Origin of the sequence: Haloterrigena sp. KLK7, assembly GCF_037914945.1 — an archaeon.
GTDB lineage: Archaea > Halobacteriota > Halobacteria > Halobacteriales > Natrialbaceae > Haloterrigena > Haloterrigena salinisoli.
Window position 1 is genome coordinate 134454 of record NZ_CP149790.1, and the last position, 25856, is coordinate 160309.

General features: G+C 62.2%; 21 protein-coding genes. 9 read left to right on the plus strand and 12 right to left on the minus strand.

Annotated elements, in window-relative coordinates:
• The first annotated feature begins 74 nt into the window (after positions 1 to 74).
• Positions 75 to 854 carry a protein sorting system archaetidylserine decarboxylase gene (locus WD430_RS22240; RefSeq protein ID WP_339106351.1) on the plus strand — a complete coding sequence of 260 codons (780 nt, stop codon included), beginning with the start codon at positions 75 to 77 and terminating at the stop codon, positions 852 to 854.
• A 286-nt stretch (positions 855 to 1140) separates the two neighbouring features.
• On the opposite strand, the gene WD430_RS22245 is transcribed toward WD430_RS22240, so the two are convergent.
• Positions 1141 to 2346: a Fic/DOC family N-terminal domain-containing protein gene (locus WD430_RS22245; RefSeq protein ID WP_339106352.1), complete on the minus strand. Its 1206-nt coding sequence runs from the start codon at positions 2344 to 2346 to the stop codon at positions 1141 to 1143.
• 353 nt (positions 2347 to 2699) lie between these two features.
• On the opposite strand from WD430_RS22245, the gene WD430_RS22250 reads away from it, so the two are divergent.
• Positions 2700 to 2891 (plus strand): antitoxin VapB family protein, encoded by a 192-nt coding sequence (locus WD430_RS22250; RefSeq protein ID WP_339106353.1) that lies wholly within the window; start codon positions 2700 to 2702, stop codon positions 2889 to 2891.
• Positions 2892 to 3073: 182 nt separating this feature from the next.
• Here the strand turns inward: WD430_RS22250 and WD430_RS22255 are convergent, their stop codons facing one another.
• The 4 genes from WD430_RS22255 to WD430_RS22270 all read right to left on the minus strand — a co-directional run bounded on the left by WD430_RS22255 (position 3074) and on the right by WD430_RS22270 (position 6755).
• Entirely contained in the window at positions 3074 to 3484 is a 411-nt protein-coding gene (locus tag WD430_RS22255; RefSeq protein WP_339106354.1) for a response regulator, read from the minus strand.
• 1259 nt (positions 3485 to 4743) lie between these two features.
• Complete coding sequence (locus WD430_RS22260) at positions 4744 to 5451, minus strand: GGDEF domain-containing protein (RefSeq protein ID WP_339106355.1); 708 nt, start codon at positions 5449 to 5451, stop codon at positions 4744 to 4746.
• Between the two features lie 125 nt (positions 5452 to 5576).
• Positions 5577 to 6194, minus strand: a complete 618-nt coding sequence (locus WD430_RS22265; RefSeq protein ID WP_339106356.1) for a hypothetical protein — start codon at positions 6192 to 6194, stop codon at positions 5577 to 5579.
• Between the two features lie 315 nt (positions 6195 to 6509).
• Positions 6510 to 6755 (minus strand): ArsR family transcriptional regulator, encoded by a 246-nt coding sequence (locus tag WD430_RS22270; protein ID WP_339106357.1) that lies wholly within the window; start codon positions 6753 to 6755, stop codon positions 6510 to 6512.
• A 437-nt stretch (positions 6756 to 7192) separates the two neighbouring features.
• Here WD430_RS22270 and WD430_RS22275 point away from each other — a divergent pair, with 437 nt between their 5' ends.
• From WD430_RS22275 to WD430_RS22285, 3 genes are all read left to right on the plus strand, one after another.
• Positions 7193 to 7453: a hypothetical protein gene (locus WD430_RS22275; protein ID WP_339106358.1), complete on the plus strand. Its 261-nt coding sequence runs from the start codon at positions 7193 to 7195 to the stop codon at positions 7451 to 7453.
• A gap of 76 nt (positions 7454 to 7529) precedes the next feature.
• Positions 7530 to 8570 (plus strand): hypothetical protein, encoded by a 1041-nt coding sequence (locus WD430_RS22280; protein WP_339106359.1) that lies wholly within the window; start codon positions 7530 to 7532, stop codon positions 8568 to 8570.
• Positions 8571 to 9003: 433 nt separating this feature from the next.
• On the plus strand, positions 9004 to 9426 hold the full coding sequence (locus WD430_RS22285) for a hypothetical protein (RefSeq protein WP_339106510.1): 423 nt from the start codon (positions 9004 to 9006) through the stop codon (positions 9424 to 9426).
• An 80-nt stretch (positions 9427 to 9506) separates the two neighbouring features.
• On the opposite strand, the gene WD430_RS22290 is transcribed toward WD430_RS22285, so the two are convergent.
• On the minus strand, positions 9507 to 10520 hold the full coding sequence (locus WD430_RS22290) for an alpha/beta hydrolase (protein ID WP_339106360.1): 1014 nt from the start codon (positions 10518 to 10520) through the stop codon (positions 9507 to 9509).
• Between the two features lie 158 nt (positions 10521 to 10678).
• On the opposite strand from WD430_RS22290, the gene WD430_RS22295 reads away from it, so the two are divergent.
• A complete protein-coding gene (locus tag WD430_RS22295; RefSeq protein WP_339106361.1) occupies positions 10679 to 10849 on the plus strand; it encodes a hypothetical protein in 171 nt (56 codons plus the stop codon).
• On the opposite strand, the gene WD430_RS22300 is transcribed toward WD430_RS22295, so the two are convergent.
• A complete protein-coding gene (locus WD430_RS22300; protein ID WP_339106362.1) occupies positions 10842 to 11798 on the minus strand; it encodes a transcription initiation factor IIB in 957 nt (318 codons plus the stop codon). The genes WD430_RS22295 and WD430_RS22300 overlap by 8 nt on opposite strands.
• 748 nt (positions 11799 to 12546) lie before the next feature.
• Here WD430_RS22300 and WD430_RS22305 point away from each other — a divergent pair.
• Together WD430_RS22305 and WD430_RS22310 are read left to right on the plus strand one after the other, a co-directional pair.
• Positions 12547 to 13143 carry an ArsR family transcriptional regulator gene (locus WD430_RS22305; protein WP_339106363.1) on the plus strand — a complete coding sequence of 199 codons (597 nt, stop codon included), beginning with the start codon at positions 12547 to 12549 and terminating at the stop codon, positions 13141 to 13143.
• A gap of 699 nt (positions 13144 to 13842) precedes the next feature.
• Entirely contained in the window at positions 13843 to 15699 is a 1857-nt protein-coding gene (locus WD430_RS22310) for a right-handed parallel beta-helix repeat-containing protein (protein ID WP_339106364.1), read from the plus strand.
• 331 nt (positions 15700 to 16030) lie between these two features.
• Here WD430_RS22310 and WD430_RS22315 read toward each other — a convergent pair whose 3' ends face one another.
• The 3 genes from WD430_RS22315 to WD430_RS22325 form a co-directional block, all read right to left on the minus strand.
• A complete protein-coding gene (locus WD430_RS22315; RefSeq protein ID WP_339106365.1) occupies positions 16031 to 17827 on the minus strand; it encodes a hypothetical protein in 1797 nt (598 codons plus the stop codon).
• 636 nt (positions 17828 to 18463) lie between these two features.
• On the minus strand, positions 18464 to 19405 hold the full coding sequence (locus tag WD430_RS22320; protein WP_339106366.1) for a hypothetical protein: 942 nt from the start codon (positions 19403 to 19405) through the stop codon (positions 18464 to 18466).
• Positions 19406 to 20203: 798 nt separating this feature from the next.
• On the minus strand, positions 20204 to 22000 hold the full coding sequence (locus WD430_RS22325; protein WP_339106367.1) for a hypothetical protein: 1797 nt from the start codon (positions 21998 to 22000) through the stop codon (positions 20204 to 20206).
• Positions 22001 to 22381: 381 nt separating this feature from the next.
• Here WD430_RS22325 and WD430_RS22330 point away from each other — a divergent pair, with 381 nt between their 5' ends.
• Complete coding sequence (locus tag WD430_RS22330) at positions 22382 to 23689, plus strand: hypothetical protein (protein WP_339106368.1); 1308 nt, start codon at positions 22382 to 22384, stop codon at positions 23687 to 23689.
• A 137-nt stretch (positions 23690 to 23826) separates the two neighbouring features.
• Here WD430_RS22330 and WD430_RS22335 read toward each other — a convergent pair whose 3' ends face one another.
• A complete protein-coding gene (locus tag WD430_RS22335) occupies positions 23827 to 24156 on the minus strand; it encodes a hypothetical protein (RefSeq protein WP_339106369.1) in 330 nt (109 codons plus the stop codon).
• 332 nt (positions 24157 to 24488) lie between these two features.
• Positions 24489 to 25733: a GNAT family N-acetyltransferase gene (locus tag WD430_RS22340; protein ID WP_339106370.1), complete on the minus strand. Its 1245-nt coding sequence runs from the start codon at positions 25731 to 25733 to the stop codon at positions 24489 to 24491.
• Between the last annotated feature and the right edge of the window lie 123 nt (positions 25734 to 25856).

Sequence of the window (25856 nt, forward strand, 5' to 3'; positions counted from 1 at the left end):
TCGGCGCTCGGAACCGGCGAGCGGCCGCCGCTGACACCGTAACGGCCATACGAATCGATCTCGTGTATGTCGGTATGAACTTCGCTCCCGGGGCCTGGAAGTACGCGATTCCGGCCCTGCTCGCTGCGCCGTTCGCGTTGCTCTTTAGCGCGACGGTGAGCCTCATCGCCCTCGCGGTGGGGGCCGGCACGCTCGCGTTCTTCCGCGATCCCGACCGCACCCCGCCGCCGACGGGCGTCGTCTCGCCGGCCGACGGGACCGTTTCCGTCCTCCGCGAGGAGGGCGACCGGGTCCGACTCGGCGTCTTCATGAACGTCTGGCACGTCCACGTCGTCCGCTCGCCGTTCGACGCGTCGGTGACCGACGTCGAGCACGTCTCGGGCGCCAATCGGCCGGCGTTCTCGAAGGAGTCCGATCGGAACGAACGGGTCCACGTTCGCTGTGAGACCGAGTCGTCGAACCTCCCCGCGTCCGAGAACGGGGAGGGCGACTCGAGTAGCGCGGACGCCGAGGATCCACACTCGAAGCCCGACGAGCCGCACAGCGACGCCGAAGTGACGCTGATCGCCGGCGCCTTCGCCCGCCGGATCTTCCCCTACGTCGAACGCGGCGACGGGGTCGAGCGCGGCGAGCGGCTCGGCCACATCGCGTTCGGGAGTCGGGTCGACGTGCTCTTTCCGCCGGAGGTCGACCTCGAGGATATTTCGGTGGCGAAAGGCGACTCGATGACCGCCGGCGAGACGGTGGTGCTCGAGTCCGGGCCCGCGGCCGGTGGCGAGATCGATCTCGGTGCCGAGTCCGACGTGGACGTCGGTGGGCTCGAGGACGAGGGCGGCGACGAGTCGCCCGCCTAGTTCGCTGTGATTCGCCGGTTCAAACTGCGTAAATAGTCTCAAATCCCGTTTTGCTGCTGATGACAAAGCCTAAGTTGACAATCCTGTTAGGAGTATCTCAGTAACAATGGGACAATTAGCGCGGAAATTAATGCGGGAAGACGAGAAGGAGAATTACGATGCGTACGTTGCTATGGGAGAAATCCAGTTCGACGAAGAACTCTTTCGAGAATAATAGTCCTTCTACTACTGGATACAAGACCGGATATTTCCACGCAAGCGCTTCGTAGGGAACACAGAGTACGTTTCACGAACTGGTCTCGGAATTCGTTTCAGAGATGAGTTCTCCCGGTGACGGTATTTCGCTCACAGATTTGTTTAGTACGTCGAGGACCTCCTCCGCCTGGAACTCACGGTATCGCTCTTTTCCCGTCGTCTCTCGGATTATCCCGTCGCTCTCTAACCGGTCGATGGCGCTGTTCGTGGCAGGGTAGCTTCTATCGATCAACTCGGCGGCTCTCGAGACGGTGAAGACGGGTTCCTCGAAGATCGCATCGATGAGCTCCGTGACGGAGGGGCGTGCATCTCGATACTGGCGTTCGTACTGGTCTCGGAGATTCAAGATCAGCTTCGCTCGACTAAACGCCTCGTCGGCTTGTTCCCTGATCCCCCGCAAAAAGAACAGCAGCCAGTCTTCCCAGCGGTCCTCTTCGCTGACCGCCAGCAGTAAGTCGGTGTACTCGTCCCTGTTTCGTCGAATGTAGGAACTCAGGTAGAACAGCGGATACATCAGTATGTCCGCGGCGAGTAGCATCAGGACGATGAGCAACCGACCGACGCGGCCGTTCCCGTCCAGAAACGGGTGTATCGTTTCGATCTGGTAGTGGAGGACGCCGATATCGATCAGATCGGGATATTCGCCCGCCGACTGCATATACTCCTCGAAGTTCTCCATTTTTCCGGTGGCGATTTCCGGTTTCGGCGGGACGAACCGTATCTGTCGACCGAAATTGAGATCCTCCTCGATCCAGACGTACTGATCCCGATACTCGCCCGGGCGGGGATCTTCGTCGTCCGTTCGTCCCGATTCCATCAGCGACTCATGTAACGACTTGAGAAGTTCGTTCGAGAGATGCTCCCGCGAGCGACCGCTTTCACGGAGCTCGTCGGCCGCTTCCTGTAGCGCACGCACGTAATTCCGAGCTTCTCGCACGTCCTTCGAGTCTGCGTCCTTCCGCAGCATATCCGAGACGGTGACCTGCGTCCCTTCGACCTGCGACGATTGCTCCGCCTCCTTGAAGACGAACAATCCGAGTGCCGTGTCGGGATTCTCAATTTCACTGAGAAACCCGTCCAGCCGTCCCAATGAGTGCATCGCACGGCCGTGTGCCCGAACCACGTCTGCCGAAAGCTCGAGTTCCGGAGGGAGATCGTTCGGGAGATAGAACTTCGCCGCGGGAAGCTTGGCCGCGCTGTCGGCGGGTAAGTACTTCCCGGGCGCGGGCTCGTCCACGAGATAGCCCTCTTTCATTAGGACAGTTCAGGGCCGATATAGTGAAAAGGATTCCGGGATTCGTTACATTAGATGGCGGGAGACCCCGCTGAGTAAAGGCTGTACTCGAGTGCTTACTTGAGCGGGCGGCTCTCGAGGCTGCGGTAACGCTGTGGGCTGTGGCTTAATCGAGAGGGTGAGTTCTGGATCTAAGAAAAGGATACGCTCGATTCGTTAATTGAGAGACCGAATCCAAACGCTAAGTAAAGGCTGTGTTCGAGGGGGTAACTGAGTGAACGGCTCAGACTGTCTCTGGATAATGCCGGTGAGAGAGTACTAACAGTCGACGTAGCGGGAACTCAGATGGGGGACACATGGGATCGGGGGACGAGCAGGTTCGAGTCAGTGACCGCGTGAAACGCGAACTCGGGCGGCGAACACGAGCGACCGAGAGCTACAACAACGTCCTCGAACGGATATCGGAAGATACCGGGGACGATTTCGCCGATGGATTCGGGATTCTCTCGGGCGAACAGGCCGATCGCCTCGGTGGGCAGCGCAACTGACAGCTACGCTCGTCCGATGTCGAGCGACGAGTGACCGATCGGGGTGTCGACGTCGATTTTGCTATCGGTCTCGAGATACCAACCCAACGCGTTGATTTCGTCCTCCAGTCCGACTTCACCCCCCTGATCTCGGCGTCGGCCGCGTCGATTGCGGTCGCTCTCTGGGCGAGGAATTCGTCGATTTACAGCGCTTCGATACGCGACCGGACGAGGGCCATGAATTCGTCGGGATCGGCCGGTTTGGTGAAAAAGTCGTTCGCGTCGAGCTCGTCCGGCTCGAGAGAGACGTATTCCTCGGGCACGCTGGTCAAGACGGTCACTCGAAGGTGTTCCAGTTCGGGATCGCTTCGAATTTCGTCGAGGACCTGCGTGCCGTCTACTTGCGGCAGGTTCAGGTCGAGCAGCACGATGTCCGGGCGCGGAACGTCCGCGAATTCGTCCCGTCGGTGGAGGAAGTCGAGCGCTTCCCGCCCGTCTCTCGCGATATGAAGGGTACTGTCGGTCCCTTGGAGCGCCTCTTCGACCAGCCGAACGTCGCCGGGATTGTCTTCGACCAAGAGAATCTCCGCGCTCTCCGCAGCCCCTTCACCCATGTCACCGGGTTCGGGCTATACGGCCAAAAGGACGCCTCTCGGTTCGCTCGAGTTCGTCTGCGTTTCAGCGCTCCATCCCAGTTTAGCGGAATTTCTCGTTTTCCTGTCTCACAAGTTTTCTTAGCGCTCCTGTAACGCCCGTTCGTACCGCCATCTCTGGGGCGGTATCGGCCGGAACGAGCTGTAGGGACTCCGTTTCGACGTCCCGCCAGACGAGTGGATCCTGCTAGTTGGATGTATTGGGGACTCGACAACTGTAGTTGTCAAATACGCCTCGAGGGGTATCAGTGAAGTCGTAGCCGTGAGCGTATGCGACATCTACGAGACGACCGACTGATCGTCTACGCACTGTCATTGCTCGCTCGGGAGTAGACCAGGACGGAGAACGAAGACTGGGCCGTGTCGCCGAGAGTCGTTGCTCACTCTGCGTTAGCGAGGAGACGAGGGTCGAAAACGTACCAGACGATCGTCGTCGGGAGTCCAAATAGCAACGCTCTCGAGACGCTCGGAGAGCCGAATATCATGCCCACAAGTAGGAAGGCCATCGTGCCCGATACCCCCATGAGTAACGCGACCTGTAGTCGAGAGAGGTTGTCGACCATCGTATTTCGCTGCTTCATATACTTTTCAATGGATTGTAATACTATCGACTACGTTCCCGAATCAAAAGCCGAAGTAGCGTCAACACTGCTGTCAACACACGGGCGCCGCAAACGACAGATCCGAATCAGCGACCGCGTGAAACGCGAACTTGATCGACCGTCACTCGTCCTCGCTTGTCCACTTTGAGCGTAAGTTCCTCGCCGGCGCCCGCCTCAAACGAGCCGTTTCCCATTTGTGATTACCGTATTCCCACTACTACGCTGACACCAATGGCCCTTACGTCCCTTTTTAACGCGGGTGACTGGAGATCGTGGCTTGAGGGTCGTTTCTGCAGTCCGTACTTGTCGTTCTGTTTGGTCAGGTGCGCGTTCGGATTGTTGTCTAATTATATATAAATAAAGCAATATAATTTTGGTTATCGGAATGACAGACTACCCATTTAATCGCTGGGTGTCGCCAAGGCAACAGTGCCAAAAAATTACAGCGTCTCACCCCCATCTCCGCACGTAGAACTCCAGTTGAAGCACACGAAATGGTGGTTAGATCGAAAGCATGAGATTAGTCATCTTACTTCCACTGTACGTGCCGTCAAGTATCCTGCTAAGTATGTATCTTGTGTGAAAGCAGGGAGAAATAGAATCACTAACTGGTTTTATTTAGAACCCTGCTTTTTCTAATTGTATCTTATCACCTCTCATCTCAAACCTTACTTTTGAGGAATCCCACTCCTTGATCTCTTTAACTATCCCTTTTATTTCCCCCTCGTATTTTGTCGTGGACATCATCGTCTTTGACGATCTACTTTCGTTAGGGATGCCTTTGGATTCGTTATATATTTTCAGTGCTCTAATTGAGGGGCTATCATCAATCCATTTCTGTATTTTAACAAGATCATCCTGCTCTACCAACATGGCTTCTTCAAACCAAACCTCTACTTCTTTCGTTGGCTTTTCGTTACCATATGCAATTACACCGTCTCCGCCCCATTTCTCGACATTCAGCATCGCAAGGTCTGCTTTTTCAGTGATCTCACCTTCGTTTGCTCCATCTTCGGGTAACGTAGCTACACCAATACTGGCGGTGACAACCTGACCTTCCGGTCGGAGCGAACGTAACTTTTTAAGAAACTCTTCCATCACCTCTACCGCTGATTCCTTATCTTCATCAGGTAAGACCATCAAAAACTCGTCACCCTGTCCGTATTCCCGATTGAATTCCCATTTAGAATCCGAAAACCTTCTACCGAATTTAACGACTTCTTCTATTATTTTATCGCCGAAGGTGTGGCCGTGTTCGTTATTGATCTCAGAGAAGCCGTCTAAGTCAATGTAACCGTAAGAAACAACGTTATGTTCATCTACCATGAGTATGCCAAACAAGTCATTGAGATTACTTAATATTTTGGTTGCATATAGAGAAAAACTCAACAGTAGGCTGATTTCATCCTTTGAGTGACTCTTAGCTACGAGTACTGCAAAATTGTAAATATTTATTTAGTTTTATCTTGTACAAATTCCTTGAATGAAGGTTGGCTAGAGTCTTTTACACTTTCCCAGGGGACAAGTTTCTTATATTTATCTTTCCATTTCATCAATCTATACCAATGCCCTCCCAGTTGGGGTGTTGACTGGTTTAACCGGTGCCTCCTATCTTGTAATGTGTTGAACTCCTCCTGAAGATCCTGAATTGATACATCTGGGTCTGTTAATCTTTGACATATAAAATAATCAACTTCATCTGTGAGTTCCTGCAGTTCTTGACCTGCATTATAATAATCTCTCGATCTCAGTTTTGGTCCATAAAACGAACTCAATAGTGAGCCTATCAAAATTATCAAAGCTAAGTCAGTAGGTGATAATGCTGAAAATGGTCTAAATAGTGCGAAGTCGGGAGTTCCTTCTCTGGTTGTAATATACAGCAAGATAGAACCTATAAAGACAATGAATATGTCGAGTGCCCATCCAAAGCGACCTACCCATTCTGCTGCAACATAATTCCGTTTGTATGTGTAAAATAAACCCCATTTCACTGAGCCAGCCTGATCGTAAAGTTGCTTACGTAACTGATAGTCCCGTTGACCGAATCGATCTTTTACGTCATCTGTCATTGGAATGCATGTTAATAGACTAGATTGATAGTGATTTTCATCCACTTCTTGAGACTGTCTTCGCTTCCATACTCCTCTACTAGCCCCCTCCGATTGCACGTCTACAAAGCCGGTTTCCCGAATATGCACACGAGGTGGATTTTTTGTGTTCATATTCCTCTCTGTCGTTTATAACGGGTAGTGAAGCCTCTCTAACCGCTTCCACCACTTAGAATTATAGTAAATATTACCGATACATTCGAAACGAGTGAGTTTGTGTTCACAAATCGGTTCTGAAGTGAAGAGATAGAATCTCAATCATCAGACGGTCAGTCGCTATGAAGTCTTGGTAGTCGCCTCGAGTTCATCAGCATCGAGCTCTTCGTCGAGAAACGCACGGCCGGTATCAGTGAGTCGATAGAGCCCCTGTGCGATCCGCTCGACGAGTCCGTATTCCGCGAGTTCAGAGAGCCGAATACTGGCGTGGCCACGAGAGCAGACGTCGAAGTTCTCCACTGCTTGTGGAGTGAGATTTCCTTCGTCACGCATCGTCTCTAGGATGCGTTCGTCGACTGGGCGCATCCAGTCGGCTCGTTGTCGTACCACGTTTCTACAGGCAGGATTCGTGAGCATAGATTTACCGATATATACGATATGATAGCGGATTCGTCTGATCTAGTAGCAAACTGTATTATTCTGACTGCGAATTGTAGGAAAAGTATTTGTAATGGGAGTCTCCATATATAATTGATCCGCCCCTTTCGGACTGAAAGGTCCGACGTGTTGGAGCACGCCGGGGGTCGGGTCATCCTCACCACGAGGTTTCCGACCATGCGAAACGAACGCTCGAGGGGTCAAAGAGATTACCCCATAGACGACGGAACAGCTGGCCGTTCGGACGGCCACGACGAGACGCGAGCCGCTGCCTTTCACTGTCACTGCGCACGCGCGAGGGATCGGACTTCTTCTCGAGCAGCCACTCGAGACCCGACCACCCACAAACGGCGAGGTGACCGTTGATGGCTGACGAGCCGCGGGTCGCGACCGAGCGCGAGCGCCTCGAGACCATGCTCATCCGACAGTATATAGAGCGCCTCGAGGCGCTCGACGCGGAGACCGAACGGCTCCTCGAGTCGATCGCGGCGACGGAGTCCTTCGACGAGCCGACGCGGGCACGGGCGCGGCGTCACTTGCGCGAGATCCGAGCCCAGCTCCACGCGCTGTTGCTCGTGCTTCGGGATCACCCCCACGCCACCGACGAGCTGCGGGACTCGACCTGAGAGCGGCGCCGCCGGCCACGCGTCGCTCGAGCCGTCGTATCGCCGTCCGACTATCCAGCCCACACCAGACAGTTCAATGCCATCGTCAGCACCCGACACGGACGCATCGCCGTCGACCGATTCCGGCCGGACAGCCCAGCCCAGCGAGTTCGAACGACTCCGCGACCGCCTCGAGTCCCTCGAGGCCGACCTCGAGCGCAAGGACGACCGCATCGCGGCCCTCGAGCGCGACCGCGATCGACTCGCCGAGACCGTCGCCGACCTCGAGGAGCGGAACGCGGCCCTCGAAGCGCGCACCGATGACCTCGAGGCGCACACCAGCGACCTCGAGAACGAGGCCGAGCGACTCGAGACGCGCACCGCGGCCCTCGAGGACGAGGCCACCGCTCTCGAGTCCGAGACCGCCGAACTCGAGAGCCTCGCCGAAGCGGCGCTCAAGAAGGCCAACGCCAACAAGGAGCGCATCGCGGAGCTCCAGTCCCGCGAACTCGAGAAGGGCGCCCACCTCGAGACCGAGCACGTCGACGAACGCGAGGTCACCGTCGCCGACGGCCGCCTCGAGCGCATCGCGAAGGACGACGGGAACGCCTACTACCGCCTCCCGGAGAGCGCCGACCCGCTCGAGCGCGGCGGCGACGTCTCGCTGGCCTTCGGCGACCTGCTCCCGATCCAGCAGCTCGCGCGGATGGACGACGATCGCCGCCGCGCCGCGGCGAACGCGCTGCCCACCAGACTGGCCGCGAAACTCTGGCGGGCCCGAACCGACTCGAGCGTCGGCGACGATCCGTGGGAGCGCGGCTGCAAGGACGTCGACGCGTACGTCAAAGCGAGCGACCTCAAACACTGGATCCGCCGCCGGGAGCCGGGGATCAGCGACAGCTACGCGAAGAAGCTCGTCTCGAGGACGATCGACGCCCTCCTGGACCTCTCGAAGAACCGGCTCGCGGTGCGCCGGCAGACCGAACGCAAGAACGGCCTCGAGTACACCGAACGGCGGGTGATCGTCCCCGCGGACGCGTCGATCCCCGGCGCGGCGAGCGGAGCGGAGCCGAGCGATCCGAACCCGGAGCCGGACCGCCCCCGCTCGGACCCGGAGACAACTGACGTCCACGGCTAGGCCTGTCCACGCGGTCACTCCCTCCCTCGAGCGCGAGCGATCGCGCCGCCGACCGGACCTCGAGACGGTCTCACCGACATCACGACACAGCCGCCGCGGGTGTTCGCTTGGGTTCGGTAGCCGTACGGCCGTCCCTCGAGCGGTCGTCGGCGGTCGAATTCGGGGACGCTCGAGCGAGCGTGACCGTAGACAACAGCTGTCCACGGAGCGATCCGGCTGGCGAGCTACCGTTCTGGGATGGCAGACGATAAGCGCGGTCGAGACGAGCGAGCACACGACGCTGAAAGCAAGCATGACCGATACGCGCGGGATCTTCCCTTGCGAGAGGCGTCTCGTTTGGACCTGCTATGGGCTTTATTGTGTTCCCAGTGAAACCACCGGTATGGCGCTCGATATCGAGGTCCCGGAACCACCGGACCTCTCGAACCGAGGAATGCCACGCGAGTTCGAGTGGCGAGAAGAGACGCTCGGGTCGGAGGACTTCTACCGCGAGGACATCGAAGACCTGCTCCAGGAGGGGGCGTGGTCGGAGGGATTCAACGAGTGGAGCGAGTACACGAATCTCGATGAAGAGCACGTTCGAATCGTCAGCGACCTCGGCCTGTTCCGAGCGTTCGACTTCTACTGGGACCCGACCGAAGACCGCCTTCGCTTCGACGCCCCAACGATTTCGGACGACTGGCGGGAGCGAAACGCGACCGAGTCGCTCGATTCGAGCACGGTTTCGCTTATCGACAATGAGTTAGACGATCTCGGCCGATCGGTACAGGAGGAACTGGAGGACTACCTCGATCGGAACGACGAAGCGTCCGACTACGGGTGGGGTGAGGAAACGTACGGGAAACGCGATGAGTGATTCCAGTCACCGGCCCGTTCGACGGCGTCCGAGAGACGGATTTTCTCTGTAATTCGTCTCCCGCGGATCGCGGCGGTCCGTCACTCGATCGTGCGCTCGAGGAACCGCTCGATCGCTTCCGGTCCCGCCGGGGGAGTTCCCTCGATGAGAGCGGTCGCGGAGCCGCCCTCCTCGAGGTGGACGGTCTCGGTGATCGACTGCGCGGGCGTCGGATCCGCGGTCAGCAGTTCCATCGCCACCCGTTCCGACTCGATCTCCTCGACGCCGCCGGTCACCCAGACGTGGTTGCGGTCGTGCAGTTCGTACAGCGCCGCGTCGACGCCGGCCTCGTCCAGCGCGTCGAACAGGACGCGGCTGTGTTCGATCGAAACCACCGCGTCGTCGCGACCGTGCATGGCGAGGACCGGCGGCGTCTCCGCGGAGACGTGGGTCACCGGACTCGCTTGCGCGAACGCGGCCTCGCGCTCCGATTTCGGGCCGCCGATGAGGAGCGAGGCGGGATCGGTCGGGTCGTCCGGGACCAGCGTGAGATCCGCGACGCCGTACCAGTCGACGACCGCCTGGACGGCGCCCGACTCGTCGGGGGCGACCGCCTTCTCGAGGTCCGTCTCGGAGAAGACGTCCCCCGCGAGCGCTTCGACGTCGTCGACGACGCCCGCGAGGAGGGCCAGGTGACCGCCGGCCGACGCGCCCCACGCCGCGACGTTCGTCGCGTCGTATCCGTACTCGTCGGCGTTCGCCCGCAACCACCTGATCGCCGCCTTCACGTCGACGAGCTGGTCTGGGAAGACGCCCCGCGGCGTGTCGTTCGCCGGGTCGATCGGGAAGTCGACGCCGTCCTCGAGGGCGTCGGGAATCGCGGCCAATCGGTAGCTCACGCTGGCGATCGCACACTCCCACTCGGCCGCGTACCGTTCCGGCTCCGGAACGTTGTCGCGGGTCTCGGCGACCCAGCCGCCGCCGTGGACGTAGACGACCAGCGGCGGATCGTCGACCGCGGGGACGAACAGATCGAGCCCTAACTCGCCGGCGTCGCGCGTCGCGTACGTCACGTCCTCGTGGACTTCGACGTCGATGTCGGTATCCGCACTCATCCTGACTTCGGCTCGATACCATAGTATCATCACTGTAACGATTCCCACCCAGTAGCGGCGCGTCGCCGCGGCTTCGGACGGGCACGAAGAGACGAAAGCCGCTCTCCCACCCGAAACCACCGCCCAGCTATATTTGCTTGGACGGCGTCCATACGAGTATGTATCGCGCAATCCTGCCCGAGGGCCAGATCCAGTGCGAGCGGTACGAACACACCGAGAACGGCGTCGAACTCTACGACGAGGATGACGAATTCGTCGCGTTCGTGCCGTACGCGAACCTCCACGCCCTGGAGGACTTCCATCCCGAAGAAGAGCGGTCGATCATGTAGTCGCCGGCTGCTGGTCGATCGCCTCGAGCTGCTCCCGATACCGATTCCGCACCGTCACCACGGTCGTCTGTGCGGTGTCGGCGACGGCGCGCTGGGGGATCGTCTCGTCGCAGAGGAGGCCGGCCGCGTAGATGGCGGCGGCGGCGAAGCCGGTCGGCGACTTCCCCGAGTGCAGGCCCTGTTCGGTCGTCTGGTCGATGATCTCGACGGCCTTCGTCTCGACGTCCTTGCCGACGTCGAGTTCCGAACAGAAGCGAGGGACGAACTGGCGCGGATTCGTCGGCTCCAGATTGATGTCGAGTTCGTCGGCGATATACCGATACGTGCGGCCGATCTCCCGCTGGTCGACCCGCGAGACGGAGGTGACTTCCTCTAAGCTCCGCGGAATGTCCTCCTTCCGGCAGGCCGTGTACAGCGCGCTCGTGGCGACGCCCTCGATCGATCGGCCGCGGATGAGATCCTGCTCGAGCGCGCGCCGGTAGATGACGCTCGCGGTCTCCTTGACGGGCTTTGGAACCCCTAACGCACTGACCATCCGGTCGATCTCCGAGAGCGCGTACTTGAGATTGCGTTCGCCGGCGTTTTTCGTGCGAATGCGCTCCTGCCAGACGCGGAGGCGGTGGAGCTGGCCCTGCTTCTCGGCCGACATCGAGTGGCCGTTGGCGTCCTTGTTGCGCCAGTCGATGGTCGTCGTCAGCCCTCGGTCGTGCATCGACTGGGTCAGCGGTGCGCCGACGCGGGAGAGTTCGTCGTGCTCCTGGGCGTTGAACGCTCGCCACTCGGGGCCGTAATCGATCGGATCTTCGGTCAGAACGAGCCCGCACTCCTCGCAGACTCGCTCGCCGCGGTCCGGGTCGTGGACGATCGTATCCGTTTCGCAATCCGGACATAGACCGGTCTCTGTCTCCGTTGATTCGCTCGTGGTGTGATCGATGATGGACCGCGTCATCAGTAGTTGAGGAATCGGTGCCGGCACTGTAAGGGGTTCACATGGTTTCGCGGGAAACGCCGACTTACCGCTCGGCCGTTCTCCGGCGCGAGAGAGAAGATGAGAGAACCGACACGTCGCCGCCGACGCTGTGTGAGACGTCGATCGAGTCGTGCCGTGACCGTGTCCCATCGGTCGCTTTCGGGCGAAGCGCCGTCGGTAGCGCCGTCGCCCTACCATGTTCATAGTGAGCGCGCCACATGAATTGTGGCCATCGTTCTCTGACACGCCGGACGTAAACCGCGTGTTCATCGCGTAAATCTGGCTTTCGGCGGCGAACTGTCGTTCGCCTTTATGTCGCCGGCACCTAACGTTTCGAACCAGTGTCGTGTCTCAGTTCAGCCCATCGATCATCTCCACGCCCTTGCTCCCGTAACGGGAGCGCGTGTACGCGTCGGATACAGTCGAACAATCGTCCAATACTGATCCCGTCGCGCGATTCTCGAAATCGGCCGACGTCGGATCGGTGTCCGCCGCCGTCTGCGGGATCCGGAAGTCGTCCCATACCCGCTTTGCAGCCGGTGCGAAACGTGGCCGTCCTTAAGAGTGTCACTATTGGTGTACAACTTGGTGTGTCAATCGTGACTGCGACTTGCCGATCGAGCGGACAACGGCTCCCGTCGATTCGACAGTTTGGCAGCCGTTTCGTGCGCGGTAGCTCGTGTGAACCGGGCCGGAGTACGACCCTACCGTCCGGAGGGCGATCGTAATGTCGTCGATCGATACGTCGCTCCCCGACGAGATCGCCTCGGTCGCCGACTCGGATGAGGAGCAACGACTGTCGAAGGACGTCATTTTCGAGCTCCTGAAGAATCGACGGCGGCGAGAAGTCCTCGCGTACTTACTCGAGGCCGACGATACGGTCACCCTCGGCGAACTCGCCGAACAGATCGCGGCCTGGGAGAACGATACCGAAGTCAGCGCGCTCAGCTCCGATCAGCGCAAGCGCGTGTACGTCGCGCTTTACCAGACCCATCTGCCGAAGATGGACGACGCCGGTATCGTCGAGTACGATCAGGATCGGGGGCTGATCTCCCTGGCGGACAACGCCGACCTGCTGATGATGTATCTGGACACGGATACGCACCAGCAGGACCGGTGGGACCGATGGTACGCCGCCCTGAGCGTCGTCGGCGCGGCGCTCGTCTCCGGGGCGTTCCTCAGCGTTCCGCCGCTGTCGGCCGTCCCGACGCTCGGCATCGCCGGCGTCGTCGTCGTCGCTTTCTTCGCCCTCTCGGTCGCACACGCGGTGTCGAATCGGCGACGCGAACGGAACGTCGACGGCAAGTTATCGCGGATCGAGTGACTGTTCCTTCGGGAGTGGATCGACGACTCTCTCGAGGCGTCGATGGCTGCGGTCTCTCGAGAGCGGCGAGTAGATTACTCGCGGATGAAGGTAAGAAGGACTTTTATTCACGGCTCTCGAACGGACGAGTGGCTCCCGACGACCGTCACCCGTACCGGAGCAGTTCGCGTGCCAGCATCTGTTTCCGACGCAGGCGCGGGAGCCATTTCCTACCGAACCTGAGTGACAGTCACAACCACGCCGCCAGACCTGCACGGCAGTCACGAGTTCTCGTCGCGCGATTCCCGCGGACGTCGCGACCGACCGGAGCGACGCGGACGTCGATCGCAGCGACCGGCGAGTGACGGAATCGCTCCGTACAGGTTTCGGAAACAGCATCGTGAGTTCCGTCCGCGGCCGACGGTCGCGTCGATCGCCACGAGGTCAGGGGGCGCGTCCAACGTATCCTCCGATTCCGTTCGTCGCTCGAACCGCGTCGACTCCAGCACTCCCCGCCAGTCGATGATCTCCGCATCCGGATCGGACCGTCGTCTCGACCGAGAACCGAGCGATCGCCTCGAGTCCGCTGGGTATCTGATAGTCTAGATTCTATTAGAACGGTATACAATCGCAGAAACGATCTCGCCGAAACTACATTCTGAACTTTCGAAGGGAGGTGGCGAGAATGCTTATGGTGTCTGTATCTGATAGTCAGTCCGTATGGCACGCGATAAGCCCGGCTTACCCGACGAGAACTCCGGGACGGACGGGTCCGAAGACGGTGAACAGGGGGGTAACGCTCCGTTACTCGACAGGCGATCGTATCTGAAACTGGCCGGGACCGCGTCAGGGGCCGGCGCGGCGATCATCGGCGCCACCCCGAGCGGCGCGGCCGCGAGCGAGTACGACGTGATCGAAGCGGACAATTCGCTCTATCGACTGGACGACGGCGAGGTCTTCGAGAACAAGATCATCGATTTCAGTAACGGCAACTACTTCATGCTGTACGGCCGCGAGTCGACGAACTGGACCATCCGAAACGTCGGCTTCAGAGGCGCCCACCGACGCGACCGGCACGCGATCGTGGTCGCGGACGTCGGCGGCAACACGTCCACTATCGAGAACGTCTACATGGGCGACGGGTGTGTCCGACCGAGCAGCTACCGCTCCCACGGCCAGTGTGCGATCTGGGTCGCTCCCGAGCACGACGGCCACATCGACATCAAGAACTGTAACGTCCAGAACTGGCCGAACAACGGGATCTACGCCTCCGCACCCGGATACAACGGCCGGGGCGGGACGGTCCACATCGACGACTGCTACGCCGCGAACAACTACGTCTCGAGCTACCGACTCGGTTCGGACGGATCGAAGTGTACGAACTCCGTCGCGTACAACGACGGGAACGGACGCTACGACGGCCGCTGTTTCTGGGGCTGGAATCCCGGCGAAATCACGGTCAGCGACTGCGACTTCTCCTCGGGATCGTACCCCGACGCGATCCACCTCGGCCGAAGCGGCGAACGGACCGACGTCGTGATCGAGGCCACGCGGTACGACGGGCTCAGCGAGCGCGGCGACGTGAACGTCTCGTGGGGCGCCACCGATGGGTCCAGTCCCGACCTGTCGATGCCCGACGGCGTCCCGACCACGGCGGAGGAAGCCGCCGGCGCCACTGGCAGCAGTGCGGACGGGCGTTCGCGCGGGGACCACGAGGACCTGCAGTACACGTACGAGTTCGTCGCCGAGGGCGAGTCCGAGCCGACCGACTACTACTTCGAGGTCGAGGCGGCCCCCGTCGAACCGTCGACGTACAACGGCGCGACGATCGAGGACGACTCCATGTGGATCAGCGACGACGGCACCCGCGCCGCCGGCCGCGTCGTCGACGGGCGCCACGCCTGGGAGTTCGACTCGCTGCTGGTCGACGTCACCGTCGAGGGGCCGGCCGACCCGTTCGTCGACGACAGCCCGTCGCACCTCGGTCGGTATCCGCGACCGGGCGCGACCGGCGACGACTGGAAGGGCGACATGCCCTGGCACGACGACGGACTCGACCGGACGATTCTGATCGACGGCATCGGGACGATCGGGAAGAGCCGCTACGAGTTCACGGTGACCGGCGACGTCGAGGCCGCGACCTATCGAGGCGCGTCGATCAACGGCGACGACGAGATCGACGGCGGGGACGTCGTCGGCTCCGTCGGTGGCTGGCGCGACGCCTTCCGCTTCGGCGGCGACCTCGAGTCGCTGTCCATTGACGGCGACGCGCGCGTGTTGGTCGACGACGAGCAGGTCGATCCGGCCGACTACGGCGACGCGCTCGAGCACGTCCTGACCGTCGTCGGGAACGGTTCGGCGGCGTCGTACGAAGTCAGCGTCAGCGGCGAGATCGAGCCGATCGCCTGGGACGGCTTCGGCGACCGCGTCACCGTGACGTCGGGAACCGCCGAGAGCACCATCGAGTCCGGCGTCCAGCGGTATCGCTACGCCGGTTCGGTGACGGACCTGTCGTTCGAGTCGGGATCGGCCCACGTCTACGCCGACCGCGACCGAATCACGCCGGACGACTTCTGAACGCGGGGAAGACGGCCGCTCGGACGCCGTGAATCGCGTTCACGCGACGACCCCTCTCCACGGTGACGAACCCCGTCCGCGGCGAGTCGGGTCGGCAACCGCCCGGTTCGCGCCCGTCCGATCGCGGATCGATACCGATCACGACCGTCGTTCTCGCTATTGCAGTGACTCGAGACGGGCCGTCCGTTCGACGCGTCGACTCCGATAGCGCTCGGCGTCGAGTCGTTAGTTCGGTCCGGCGCCGTCACACCGTTCGGGAGCCGTCTCTCCGTCCGAAGCCGTCGCTCGAGGGTCGAACGTCGCGAAAAGTGAGCGGAGAGCGATCTCGCAGTTACTGGTCGCGGGCGTTGTACTGGACGTCGACGGTCGCGTGACCGCGCAGCGTGAAGTCCTCGATGTCGCCGTCGAACCAGTAGGCGTCGACCCAGTCGCCGGCGACGCCGCGAACGGTCCGCTCCTCGATCACGTCGTCCTCGTCGATCGTGGCCTCGTCGTAAGTGGCCTTGACGACCGCGCCGCCGGCCTCGAAGGAGTAGGCGCTCGGCTCGTCGGCGTCCGTTCCGTCGACGACCAGCGCGTGGGGGAGCAGTTCGTAGTCGCCGTAGTCGGCCGGGTCGACGGCTTCGCCGTCGACGCTGACGTCGGCCGCGCCGTTGACGATCGTCACGTCGATCACCGCGCCCGAGAACCGGAACGTCCGACTCCCGTCGGTGACCGAACTCTGGACGGTCGATCCCGAGATCGTCGTCACGTCGTCGTCTCCCTCGAGTTCGATCTCGCCGTCGACCGAGAGCTCGAAACTCGTCGGCACGCCGCGGCCCGCGACCTCGAGGACGTGGGGGAGTTCCTCGCCGTAGTCGGCGGGATCGACCGCCTCGCCGTCGACCAGGACCGTTCCCGGCCCGTCGACGGTGAGTTGCTCGAGGCTGCCGTCGAACCGGAAGGCGTCCTTCCAGTCGGCGACGACGCCGTGGACCCGCCCGTCCGTGATCTCGTCGTTCGCGTCGATCGACGCGCCCTCGGCGTTCGCCGCCTCGACCTCGCCGTCGACGGTGAACTCGTATCGCGTCACGTCCGACGCGTCGCCGTCGAGGAGCACGAGGTGGGGAAGCTGCTCGTCGTCCGCGCTTTCGGCGGCCGATCCGCTGCTCGAGGCGCTTCCCGAACCGCCCGACGCGGCCGCTTTGGCCGTCGTGGGCACGCCGTCGGGAATCGAGAGATCGGGATCGTTCGAGACGTCGTCGCCCACGGTGACGGTCGAGCCGCTCGCCCGGTGGATGGTGCCGCGGTAGGCGCCGCTCTCGAAGGTGGCCCGACCGGCCGAGCCGTTGGCGCCGGCGACCATCGCGTAGGGGTAGGGACCGTCGGCGAAGTGCGAGTCGCGGATCGTGACGTTCCCGCCCGACCAGACCCAGACGGGGCGGCCGTTGGTCTCGGTGTAGCCGCCGTAGCCGCGGCCGTAGTCGGTGGTGTCGTTGTACGCGACGCAGTTCTCGATCACGTCGTCGCCGCTCGCACAGCGGAACGTCGTGACGCCGTTGTTCTTGCCGAAGCAGGTGTCGAAGTGGACGCTGCTCGGTCCGGACGCGGTGTTGGAACAGTAGAAGGCGTTGTTCGGGAAGCCCTGCACGTTACACCGGCGGAACGTCAGGTTCGCCTGGCTCTGCTTGTGCATGAAGACCGCGCCGGGTCCGTGGACGAAGTCCGAACCGTCCTTGGTCGCGCCGTCGCCCATGTAGATGTTCTCGAAGAGGACGTCTCCGCGGTCGGCCTTGATCGAGATCAGAAACTGGTCGCCGCGGTAGAGCCCCTCGAATCCGATGTTTCGGATGACGGAGTTTGCTCCCTCGACGAGCAGCAGAAAGCCGTTCCCGGTCGTGAGGTCGATCAGCTTGTTCTCGAACGTCTCGCCGCGGCCGACCCGAACGACCTGTCCGTTCGCGCGGATGACCTCGTAGTCCTCCGCGGCGCCGACGCTCGTTCCGAACGCCGCTGCGGCCGCCGTCGTCGCACCGGCGAGTTTCATGTACGATCGCCGGTGGAGCAATCCACTCGTTCCGCTGTCGGTCGTCGGCGTGTCCTCGCCGACGCACCGATCGTCGTCCGCTACCGAAGAGTCGCGTGCCATGCAATCGGGTAATCTGATACTACCACCATAAACTTTCTCCTCCATTATACTTAAAATTTACAGACGATAGTTATTTCGAGAGTATAAAAGTACGAAACTACTGAAAATATGGCGCGAAATATTGTATTATCAGTATTCGAGATAGAACGCGCGATAATAGCGTATTACCCGCGTTGCAGCAGTTCTCCACCGCCTTTGACCCGCCCTCGGAGGGATCTCAGTGCCGAGTAATACCGTATTACCGGCCGGTTTCGGCCGTTCGGTGATAGATAGCCGCCCCGAGCCACCGGCGGAATCGCTGGGTCGGGTTCGGGGGCCGTCTCAATTCCACTGCTCAGTGCCAGTTCGAGCCGACGTCTCAGCATCGACTGCCCGTCGACTCGCGTCGGTCGGTGGTGCGGCGTCGAACTCGCGCGAGAACGGTCTGGAAACGGCCGATCGAACGTGAATATGCGACGAACCGTCGAATCGGCGGGGAAAATCGAGGTGAGTGGAGGGAGGCGTCAGCGGGTGGGGGCTGCGTCGGCGGAGGGGCCGCGTCAGCGGGGGGAGGGTGCGTCAGCGGGGACGGCGGCGGTAGCGAACCGATCGCGGCGGCGATCGGGGAGGGGGCTGTCGAATCGCGTCAGCGGGGAATCAGTTGGAACCGGAGGCCGCTTCTTCGGCGCTGGTCGGGGTGCCCTTCGGGATGAATGCCGTGGGGTCGGTGCCCGAGTCGCCCTCGAGTCGGACGTTCGAGCCGGCGTGCTCGGCGATGCCGGCCTGGTCGTCGTAATCGGTGTCCCGGAGGACGACTTCGGTGCCCTTGCCGTTGGCGCCGGCGGCGATCGCGGTGTTGTGACCGTTCATCGAGATCTGGCAGTTCTCGACCTCGATCGCGCCGGGCGCCCAGGCCCAGATACCGCGGCCGGCGTAGCCCTCGTCGTCGACGAGGACGCTGGAGTTCGTCACCTTGCTCCCCTCGGTCGCGAGACGGAAGTGGGAGACGTAACAGTTGGCGGCGAAACAGCGGTCGATGTGGATCGTCCCGCCGGCGCCGCTCCCGGGCGCGGAGCCGTAGACCGCGTTGTCCGCGAAGCCCTGAATGTTGACGTTCTTCATGTCGATGTGACCGGCGTGGTCGGGGTTGGCCCAGAAGGCCGTCTGTCCGTGACCGCTCGAGCTGCCGTTGCGCTCGTCGGAGCCGTCGCCGAGGTAGACGTTCTCGATGGTGCTCGAGCCGCCGGCGTCGGAGATGCCGAACATCGAGGAGCCGGTGCCGGAGGTGTTGCGGCCCTTGACGCCGACGTTTCGGATCGTCCAGTCGCTGCCTTCGGTGACGACGACGACGTCCTGACCGTTCGTCAGGTCGATCAGTTTGTTCTCCCAGGTCTCACCGTCACCGACGGTGATCGTCTGACCGCTGGCTTCGATAACCTCGTAGTCGCCTTGAGCGGCAGCCGTGCCGGCCGCGCCGAACGACGTCACCGCGGCCGCGGCCGCGGCGACCGAGCGCACGTAGTTGCGGCGGCTTAATCCGTCGTTACGGCCTGTGGTCGGCGTGGTGTCCGTCTCGGACGTACGGGGGTTCTGCGCCATACACTTGCGTAACCTGGCCTTGCACTCATAAACTTTTCCTTGAGAATATGGATTAATTTTACAGAATATATTTCTAACTCTGACGAAAAGGACACAATATATGTACATTCATTCAAGAACTTATGAACAACGGGGAGACGAAATACCGCCGAGTAACCGAGTTTTAGCGCGTAAATACGCGGTTACCACCGGGAAGAGCCGCTGTAGCGGCCGGCTCGTGAAATCGAGATCTGATCGGGGCTCGTGGGAGTGGAGACGAATCACCGCGACCGTTTCTCGGTTATTCGGCCGTTCATGTTCGACAAATTTCATCTCGCGTCCCGACGCGACCGTGGGTCGGTGCTACCAGTTCTAGGGACGGTCGGTATCGAGGGGTCATTCGGACCAGCGACGGGGCGACCGTCCACGGATTCGAACTGCGGACGCGTCCTCGAGACCACCGGCCGCGAATCGACCGGGTGGACGGCGCCTGGTCCGCCGAGATGAGAGTCGAACGGGGTCGGGGTGGACGACGACCGCCCGCGCGTCAGCGTCGGATCCGTTCCGGACCCGGCTCCTTCCAGTCGGCGAGCGTCGTCGGTCCCGCCCAGCGCCTGATAGAGTGCGGAGACGGTTGCGCGAGCGACGAGCCGCGACGGAGATGACGAACTGCGTCGACGGAGCGTTACCGAGCCGATCGTCTATAGTGAACTAACGCGCGCGAGGGAAGCGGTGAGTAGCGACCGACCGAGCGTCGAACCCGCGGCCCGGTTCGATCCGCGACCGTTCCGGCGTGAACGGTTCGCCGAACGGCGTCGGCTACTCCTCGTCCGCGCCGGCGACGGTGTACATCCGGAACTCGTCGTTCGAGATCACCTTGTTGGCGCTCGAGTCGGTCTCGAGGTCCTCGAGGGACTCCTCGCTGTAATCGAGTTCCTGGTAGACCTCGATCTCCCGAGTGATGTCGTACTCGGTGACGATGAAGTAGTAGCCGACGTCGTGGTACGCCTCCTCGTACTCACCCGCGTTGAACGCCGCTGGATCGACCGTTCCGCTCTCAGACGACGCTCCGGAGAGGGTGTCATCGCCCCCGAGGCCGTTGACCGCGTGATCGTACCGGAAGGGGTTAAAGCCCAGTCCGACGAGCGGTCGATCGTCGTCCGTGTGGGTTACCGCGGATTCGTAGCCGCTGAACGTCTCGTCGGTCACGTGTTGGGTGGGGTTGTAGATGATCGGCGAAGCGAACACCGTCATCAGCCCGAGCACGAGACAGCCGCCGAGGAGGACCGCCGCGACGGCGCTGGCGCCCGGTCGCGTGATGACTCCCGAGAGCGCGCCGACGCCGTGAGCCAAGGCGATGCCCGCGAGCACCGTCAGCAGGACGGCGATGAAGCCGACCTGACGGAACGCCATCGTCGGCGTCCCGACGAAGTAGACGAAGAACAGCCCGGTCAGCGGGAACAGCGCGAGCGAGAGGTAGTTGACCTGAGACCGCGTCTCCGGATCGAGCGCGGTTCGGCCGAGCCACATCAGCAATATGAAGACGCCGACGACGAGCGCGATGATCGCCAGCTCGAGGAACATCGTGACGAACAGTTCGGTGATACTGCCGCCGATCTCCTGGAGGGAGGACTCCCGCTGCCCGACCTCGGCGCCGCCGCCGATGTCCTCCTCGAAGACGCCGATGATGAGGCCGGCGAACGCGTCCCGGAACCGCTCGTTGCTCACGGCCCAGATGGTGAAGATGGCACCGAGAACGACCGTGTGTGCGTACATCGTGGGATGATCGAGGACGGGATGGTCGTCGTACTGCCGTCGGATGAGATACTGGATGCCGGCGATCGAACCGACCAGCACGATGACGCCGATCATGTGCTGGGGATGGACCAGCAGGAGACCGATCCCCGCCAGGTAAACCAGGAGGCTGAACGGCGACAGTCCCAGCGGAAGCCGTTCGATCGTCGCCCGTCGGCGGAGGTACGCGACGAACGCGAAGACGACGACCGGCACCAGGAAGAGGGCGTTCGAGTTCGTGTGCACGCCCATGTGCGTCCCGACGTTGTTGATCGGTAACACCATCCACGAGATGATCGCCGCGATTCCGATCGCCAGTCCGTCGTCGGCGATCTCTCGGACGATCAGTGGGACGAAGATCAGGAACGGGACGAACAGGACGACGACGCTGAACAGGAGCCCGCGCTCGATCGGGACTCCGCCGACGACGTGGAAGGCCGCTCCGATCGTGTGGACGGCGGGATAGAACAGTTCGTGGGGCGCCAGCTGCCCCGTGACGATGTCCCGCGTCCAGCCGAGATGCGTGAGCGCGTCGCCCATCCCCATGAAGTGGTAGTTCCTGACCACCGGGAGACTGACGATCGACGTGACCGTCGTCCCGCCGAGCGCGATCCCCAGCGCCTGTTGGCGGCCGCGACAGACCACCGCCGTACTGACGCCGACGGCGAGCGCGATCGCGAATCCGATCCAGGTGATCGTCGGCGTCCCCGCGTATATCGACGGCTCGTAGCTCGTCGCCGGATTCGCCCTCGCGACGAGTATCGCGACCGCGACCGCGAGGAAGCCGCCGGCGACGATGCCGTTGAACGTCGCCCGCTTCATACTCGCTCGAGACGGAATCGGTCCGGTCCAATGTCGATACGCATGTGTTGGCCGAAGGGTGTTCGATAGCGCGGTTTGTTATATAGATCCTATCCGATCAGACGGGCTGAATGTGGGTATAACGTACCTTTCACAGCCGATTTCGGCGATTCGGGACGTCGTCGGTCATCGACCGGTCCTCCGGCGGTGCTCGCAGCCACACCGTTCGCCCGGCGTGCGATCGTCGGGTGTAAGCGGACCTTATCGATCGGGAGCCGTCGATACGCGGTTCGATCGCTCGTTCGGGACGAGCAACGGTTCTGATGGTTTTTGTACCCGTTCGTACTCGGTCGAGTCGACAGCGAACAGCACGCAGCGGTGCCGGCTCGACTCTCATACGCTATGTCATCCATCGTCATCGACTCCATCCAGACCGACGGTACGACCCTCGAGGCGGACGTTCGAACGTCCGGCGACCTCGAGCGGTTCTTCACTACCGAACCGTTCCGAACCGAGTACGACGTCCCGATCGCGGACGTCCCCGATGGAGTGCTCGCCGTCCCCGTCCTCGCCCAGGTCTGTCCGGTGGCGTGGGCCAACGGAGCTGACGTCTACGTCGACGAGGTCGACGCCGCCTTCGCCGCGGCGTTGCAGGACGTCGAGGCGTCGCTCCGGGAGATGCACGACTTCCTCGAGGGCGGGACCCTCTACGCGAAGGAGACGATCGACCCCGAGCCCGAGGCCGGCGGCGAGAGCGGCCTGCTCTTCACCGGCGGCGTCGACTCGACGTGTTCGTACGTCCGCCACCGCGATGAGGAACCGACGCTGATCAGCATCCGCGGCTGGACGATCACTCCCGACTCGGCCGACGACGAGAAGTGGGCCGCCCTCCGCGAGCGCGTCTCGTCGTTCGCCGACGACCGCGGTCTCGAGACGGCCTTCGTCGAGTCGAACATGCTCTCGTTCCTCGATCATCCCATGCTGCTGGCCCACTACAAGCGCCACGTCGACGGCGCCTGGTACAGCTCAGTCGGCCACGGGCTCGGCCTGCTCGGGCTCTGCGCTCCGATGGCCTACGCGCGGGGAGTGGAGGACCTCTACGTCGCCGCGACCCACTGGGAGGGGATCGACCTCGAGTGGGGGTCCCGTCCCGACATCGACGACCACGTCCGGTGGGCGGGGACGCGGTGTCACCACGACGGCTACGAGCTGACGCGTCAGGAGCGGGTCGACGCCATCGCCGACTACGTCCGCGAAGCGGAGCCGGACCTCCAGCTACAGACCTGCAACGACCGCATGGACGGCAACTGCGGCGAGTGCGAGAAGTGCTACCGGACGGCCGTCGGCCTGCGACTCTCGGGACTCGAGCCGACCGACCACGGCTACCCCTTCGACGACGAGGACTACCGCGAGATCCGGACCGCCCTCGAGGAGGGTCGGTGGGTGCTCGGACAGGACGAGAAGTACATGTGGGAAGATATCCGCGAGCGCGCACGCGAGACGGGCCCGTCCTCACCGGCCGAGGCGGCCTTCTTCGCGTGGCTCGACGAGGTCGATCTCGACGAACTCGTCTCCGAGTCCGAACCGCCGCTGTCCCATCGGCTCCTCCGTGCCGGCGCCCGAAACGCCCCGGCCAGCGTCTACAACGCCGTCTATCCCGCCTGGACGACGGCGAAGTCCGGCCTTCGCCGCGTTCGACCCGGCCGATAGCGGGGACGCGGGGACGGACCGATTCGCGAGAGCGCCGTCGCTACCGATCGGATTCGATCACCGGGACACGTCACGGCGGTCGCTGTGGAACCGTATCGACGGCCGCAGAAACAGCACCCCTACCCCGGTTCGGTGAATTACCGCTGGGGAACGCCGTAATCGATGTGCACGTCGGGGACGCTCGACGATTCCGGCACCGCGTTTCCGTTCCAGTCGACGACGTGGACGTTGGTCACCTGTCCGTCGAATCGGAACCGCTGGATACCGACGTCGATCGTCCCTTCAGCGACGCTCCCGGAGACGATCGTCGCTTCCGCGACGGGATCGGCCGCGTCCATCTCGATCTCACCGTCGACGGTGATCTCGAAACTCGAGGGGACGCCCCGACCGACGATGGTCACGAGGTTCGGGAGTGGTTCCGCGTCTGTACTGGCAGCTTTGTCCTGTACCGGAGTGTCACGTGCCATACTTCGTTAACCCGACCTTCACGGTATAAGCTTTCTTGTCGAATGAACGGTAGCTTTTCGAGAAATACAGCCCGACGGATATCGGTTGGACACCGAATCACCGCGATTTCGTTCAGGATTTCCCGAACGAGCGGTCGCGGATCGCCGCGGCGTTGGCGTCGACTCGAGTTCGGTCGCCGCGACTGCGTCGTTCGCCGCGACCGCGTAGCGAGACGAGCAGTTCGTCGCTCGAGGCGCGGCCGTCTCCACGCGGTGCCGGCCGAACGAGGCGTCTGTCGACGCTTTCCGTTGCGCGCGTGCGCTCGCTCAGCGCGGTGGACTCTGGGAACCGGTCAGGACGTGTCCAGATCGAGCCGCGAGAGCGTCCAATCGTCGACTGCCGTCTCCTCGATCGCGTCGGCGCCGCCGAGGTCGCGAGCGAGCAGCGTCCGCGCGCTCGGTCGAATCAACGTCGAGAGCGGGAAGCGCGTGTCGGGGTAGAACCGGTACTGGATCGGCGACGGCAGCGTCTCCCCGAAGGCGGTGACGTAGTGGCTGTCCGGCCGGTCCGCGAGGACCGCCGCCAGCAGGCGATCGATCGCCGTCGCCTCGGCCTCGATCTCCCGCGGCAGGGTATCGACGATTCGCAGGTGTTCGTCGACGGCCGAGCAGAGCAGCGCGGCGACGGGCGTCTCTCCGTCCCGTACCGCGACGTACGCCGTGTAGGTGCGGGCGGGGTTCGCACACCGCCATCGGTAGAACTCGGCGGTTCGATTCGTGTGGATCCCCGACGGAATCGATCGCCGGTAGATCGACTCGAGGACGTCCGCGGGCGGCGTCTCGTACCGGACGACGTCGAACTCCCCGTCGGAGTCGGTGACCAGACGGTCGCCCGCCCGCTGCGAACTCGTGATCACGTCGGCGAGCGCGTCCGCGACGCTCGTCTCGGCGTCGTCGGACGGAGCGCGGTCGCCGGGCGGATCGCGGTCCGCGCCCGAGCCGAACTCGCCGTCGACGACCCACTCGTCGCCGCCTACGCTCCGATCGAAGCCGTCGAGCGCCGGGGCGCCGTCGCTTCCATCGCGATCGTCCTCGTCGTCGGTCAACGCCTTGACGCTCCCGATGGGGTCCTGCGGTCGGTAGTACACCGGGACCGTCCCGATCTCCCGCCAGCCGTGTTTGAGGTTGCCCGGCTTGGAGTTCTCGTTCGGGAAGTTGAAACAGAGCGCCGGCGGTCGATCGGTGCCGGCGTATCGCTCGAGGGCGTACTCGTTCATGCGGCTGAACAGCCCCTGGTTCCGGTACTCCGGGTGGACCATCGTATCGCAGGGCTGGAACGCGATCCGCTCGGTCCCATCGATGCGCAGTTCCTGGGCGAAAAACGCCCGACAGCCGACGAGATCGCCCTCGCTCTCGGCGACGACGATCGGAACGTGGTCGGCGTAGGGATTGTCCTCGTACTTCCAGCGAAACCAGTCGACGCTTCGGTCGCGGCCGAACACCTGCTCGTACAGCGACAACAGTTCGGTCCGATCGCTGTGTTCGAACGGACGGACCGTACACGGAGACCGCGTGGACGTCGATGTGGGATTACTCATGGACGGAGCGGACTGCAGCGTACTTCAACGATCAGTCGAATCTGACTTTATCGTACCTATCAAAAGGGATTGAGCCTGTATACGCCGAACCGCTCCGGTGACGTCCATAGCGGGGATCGATAC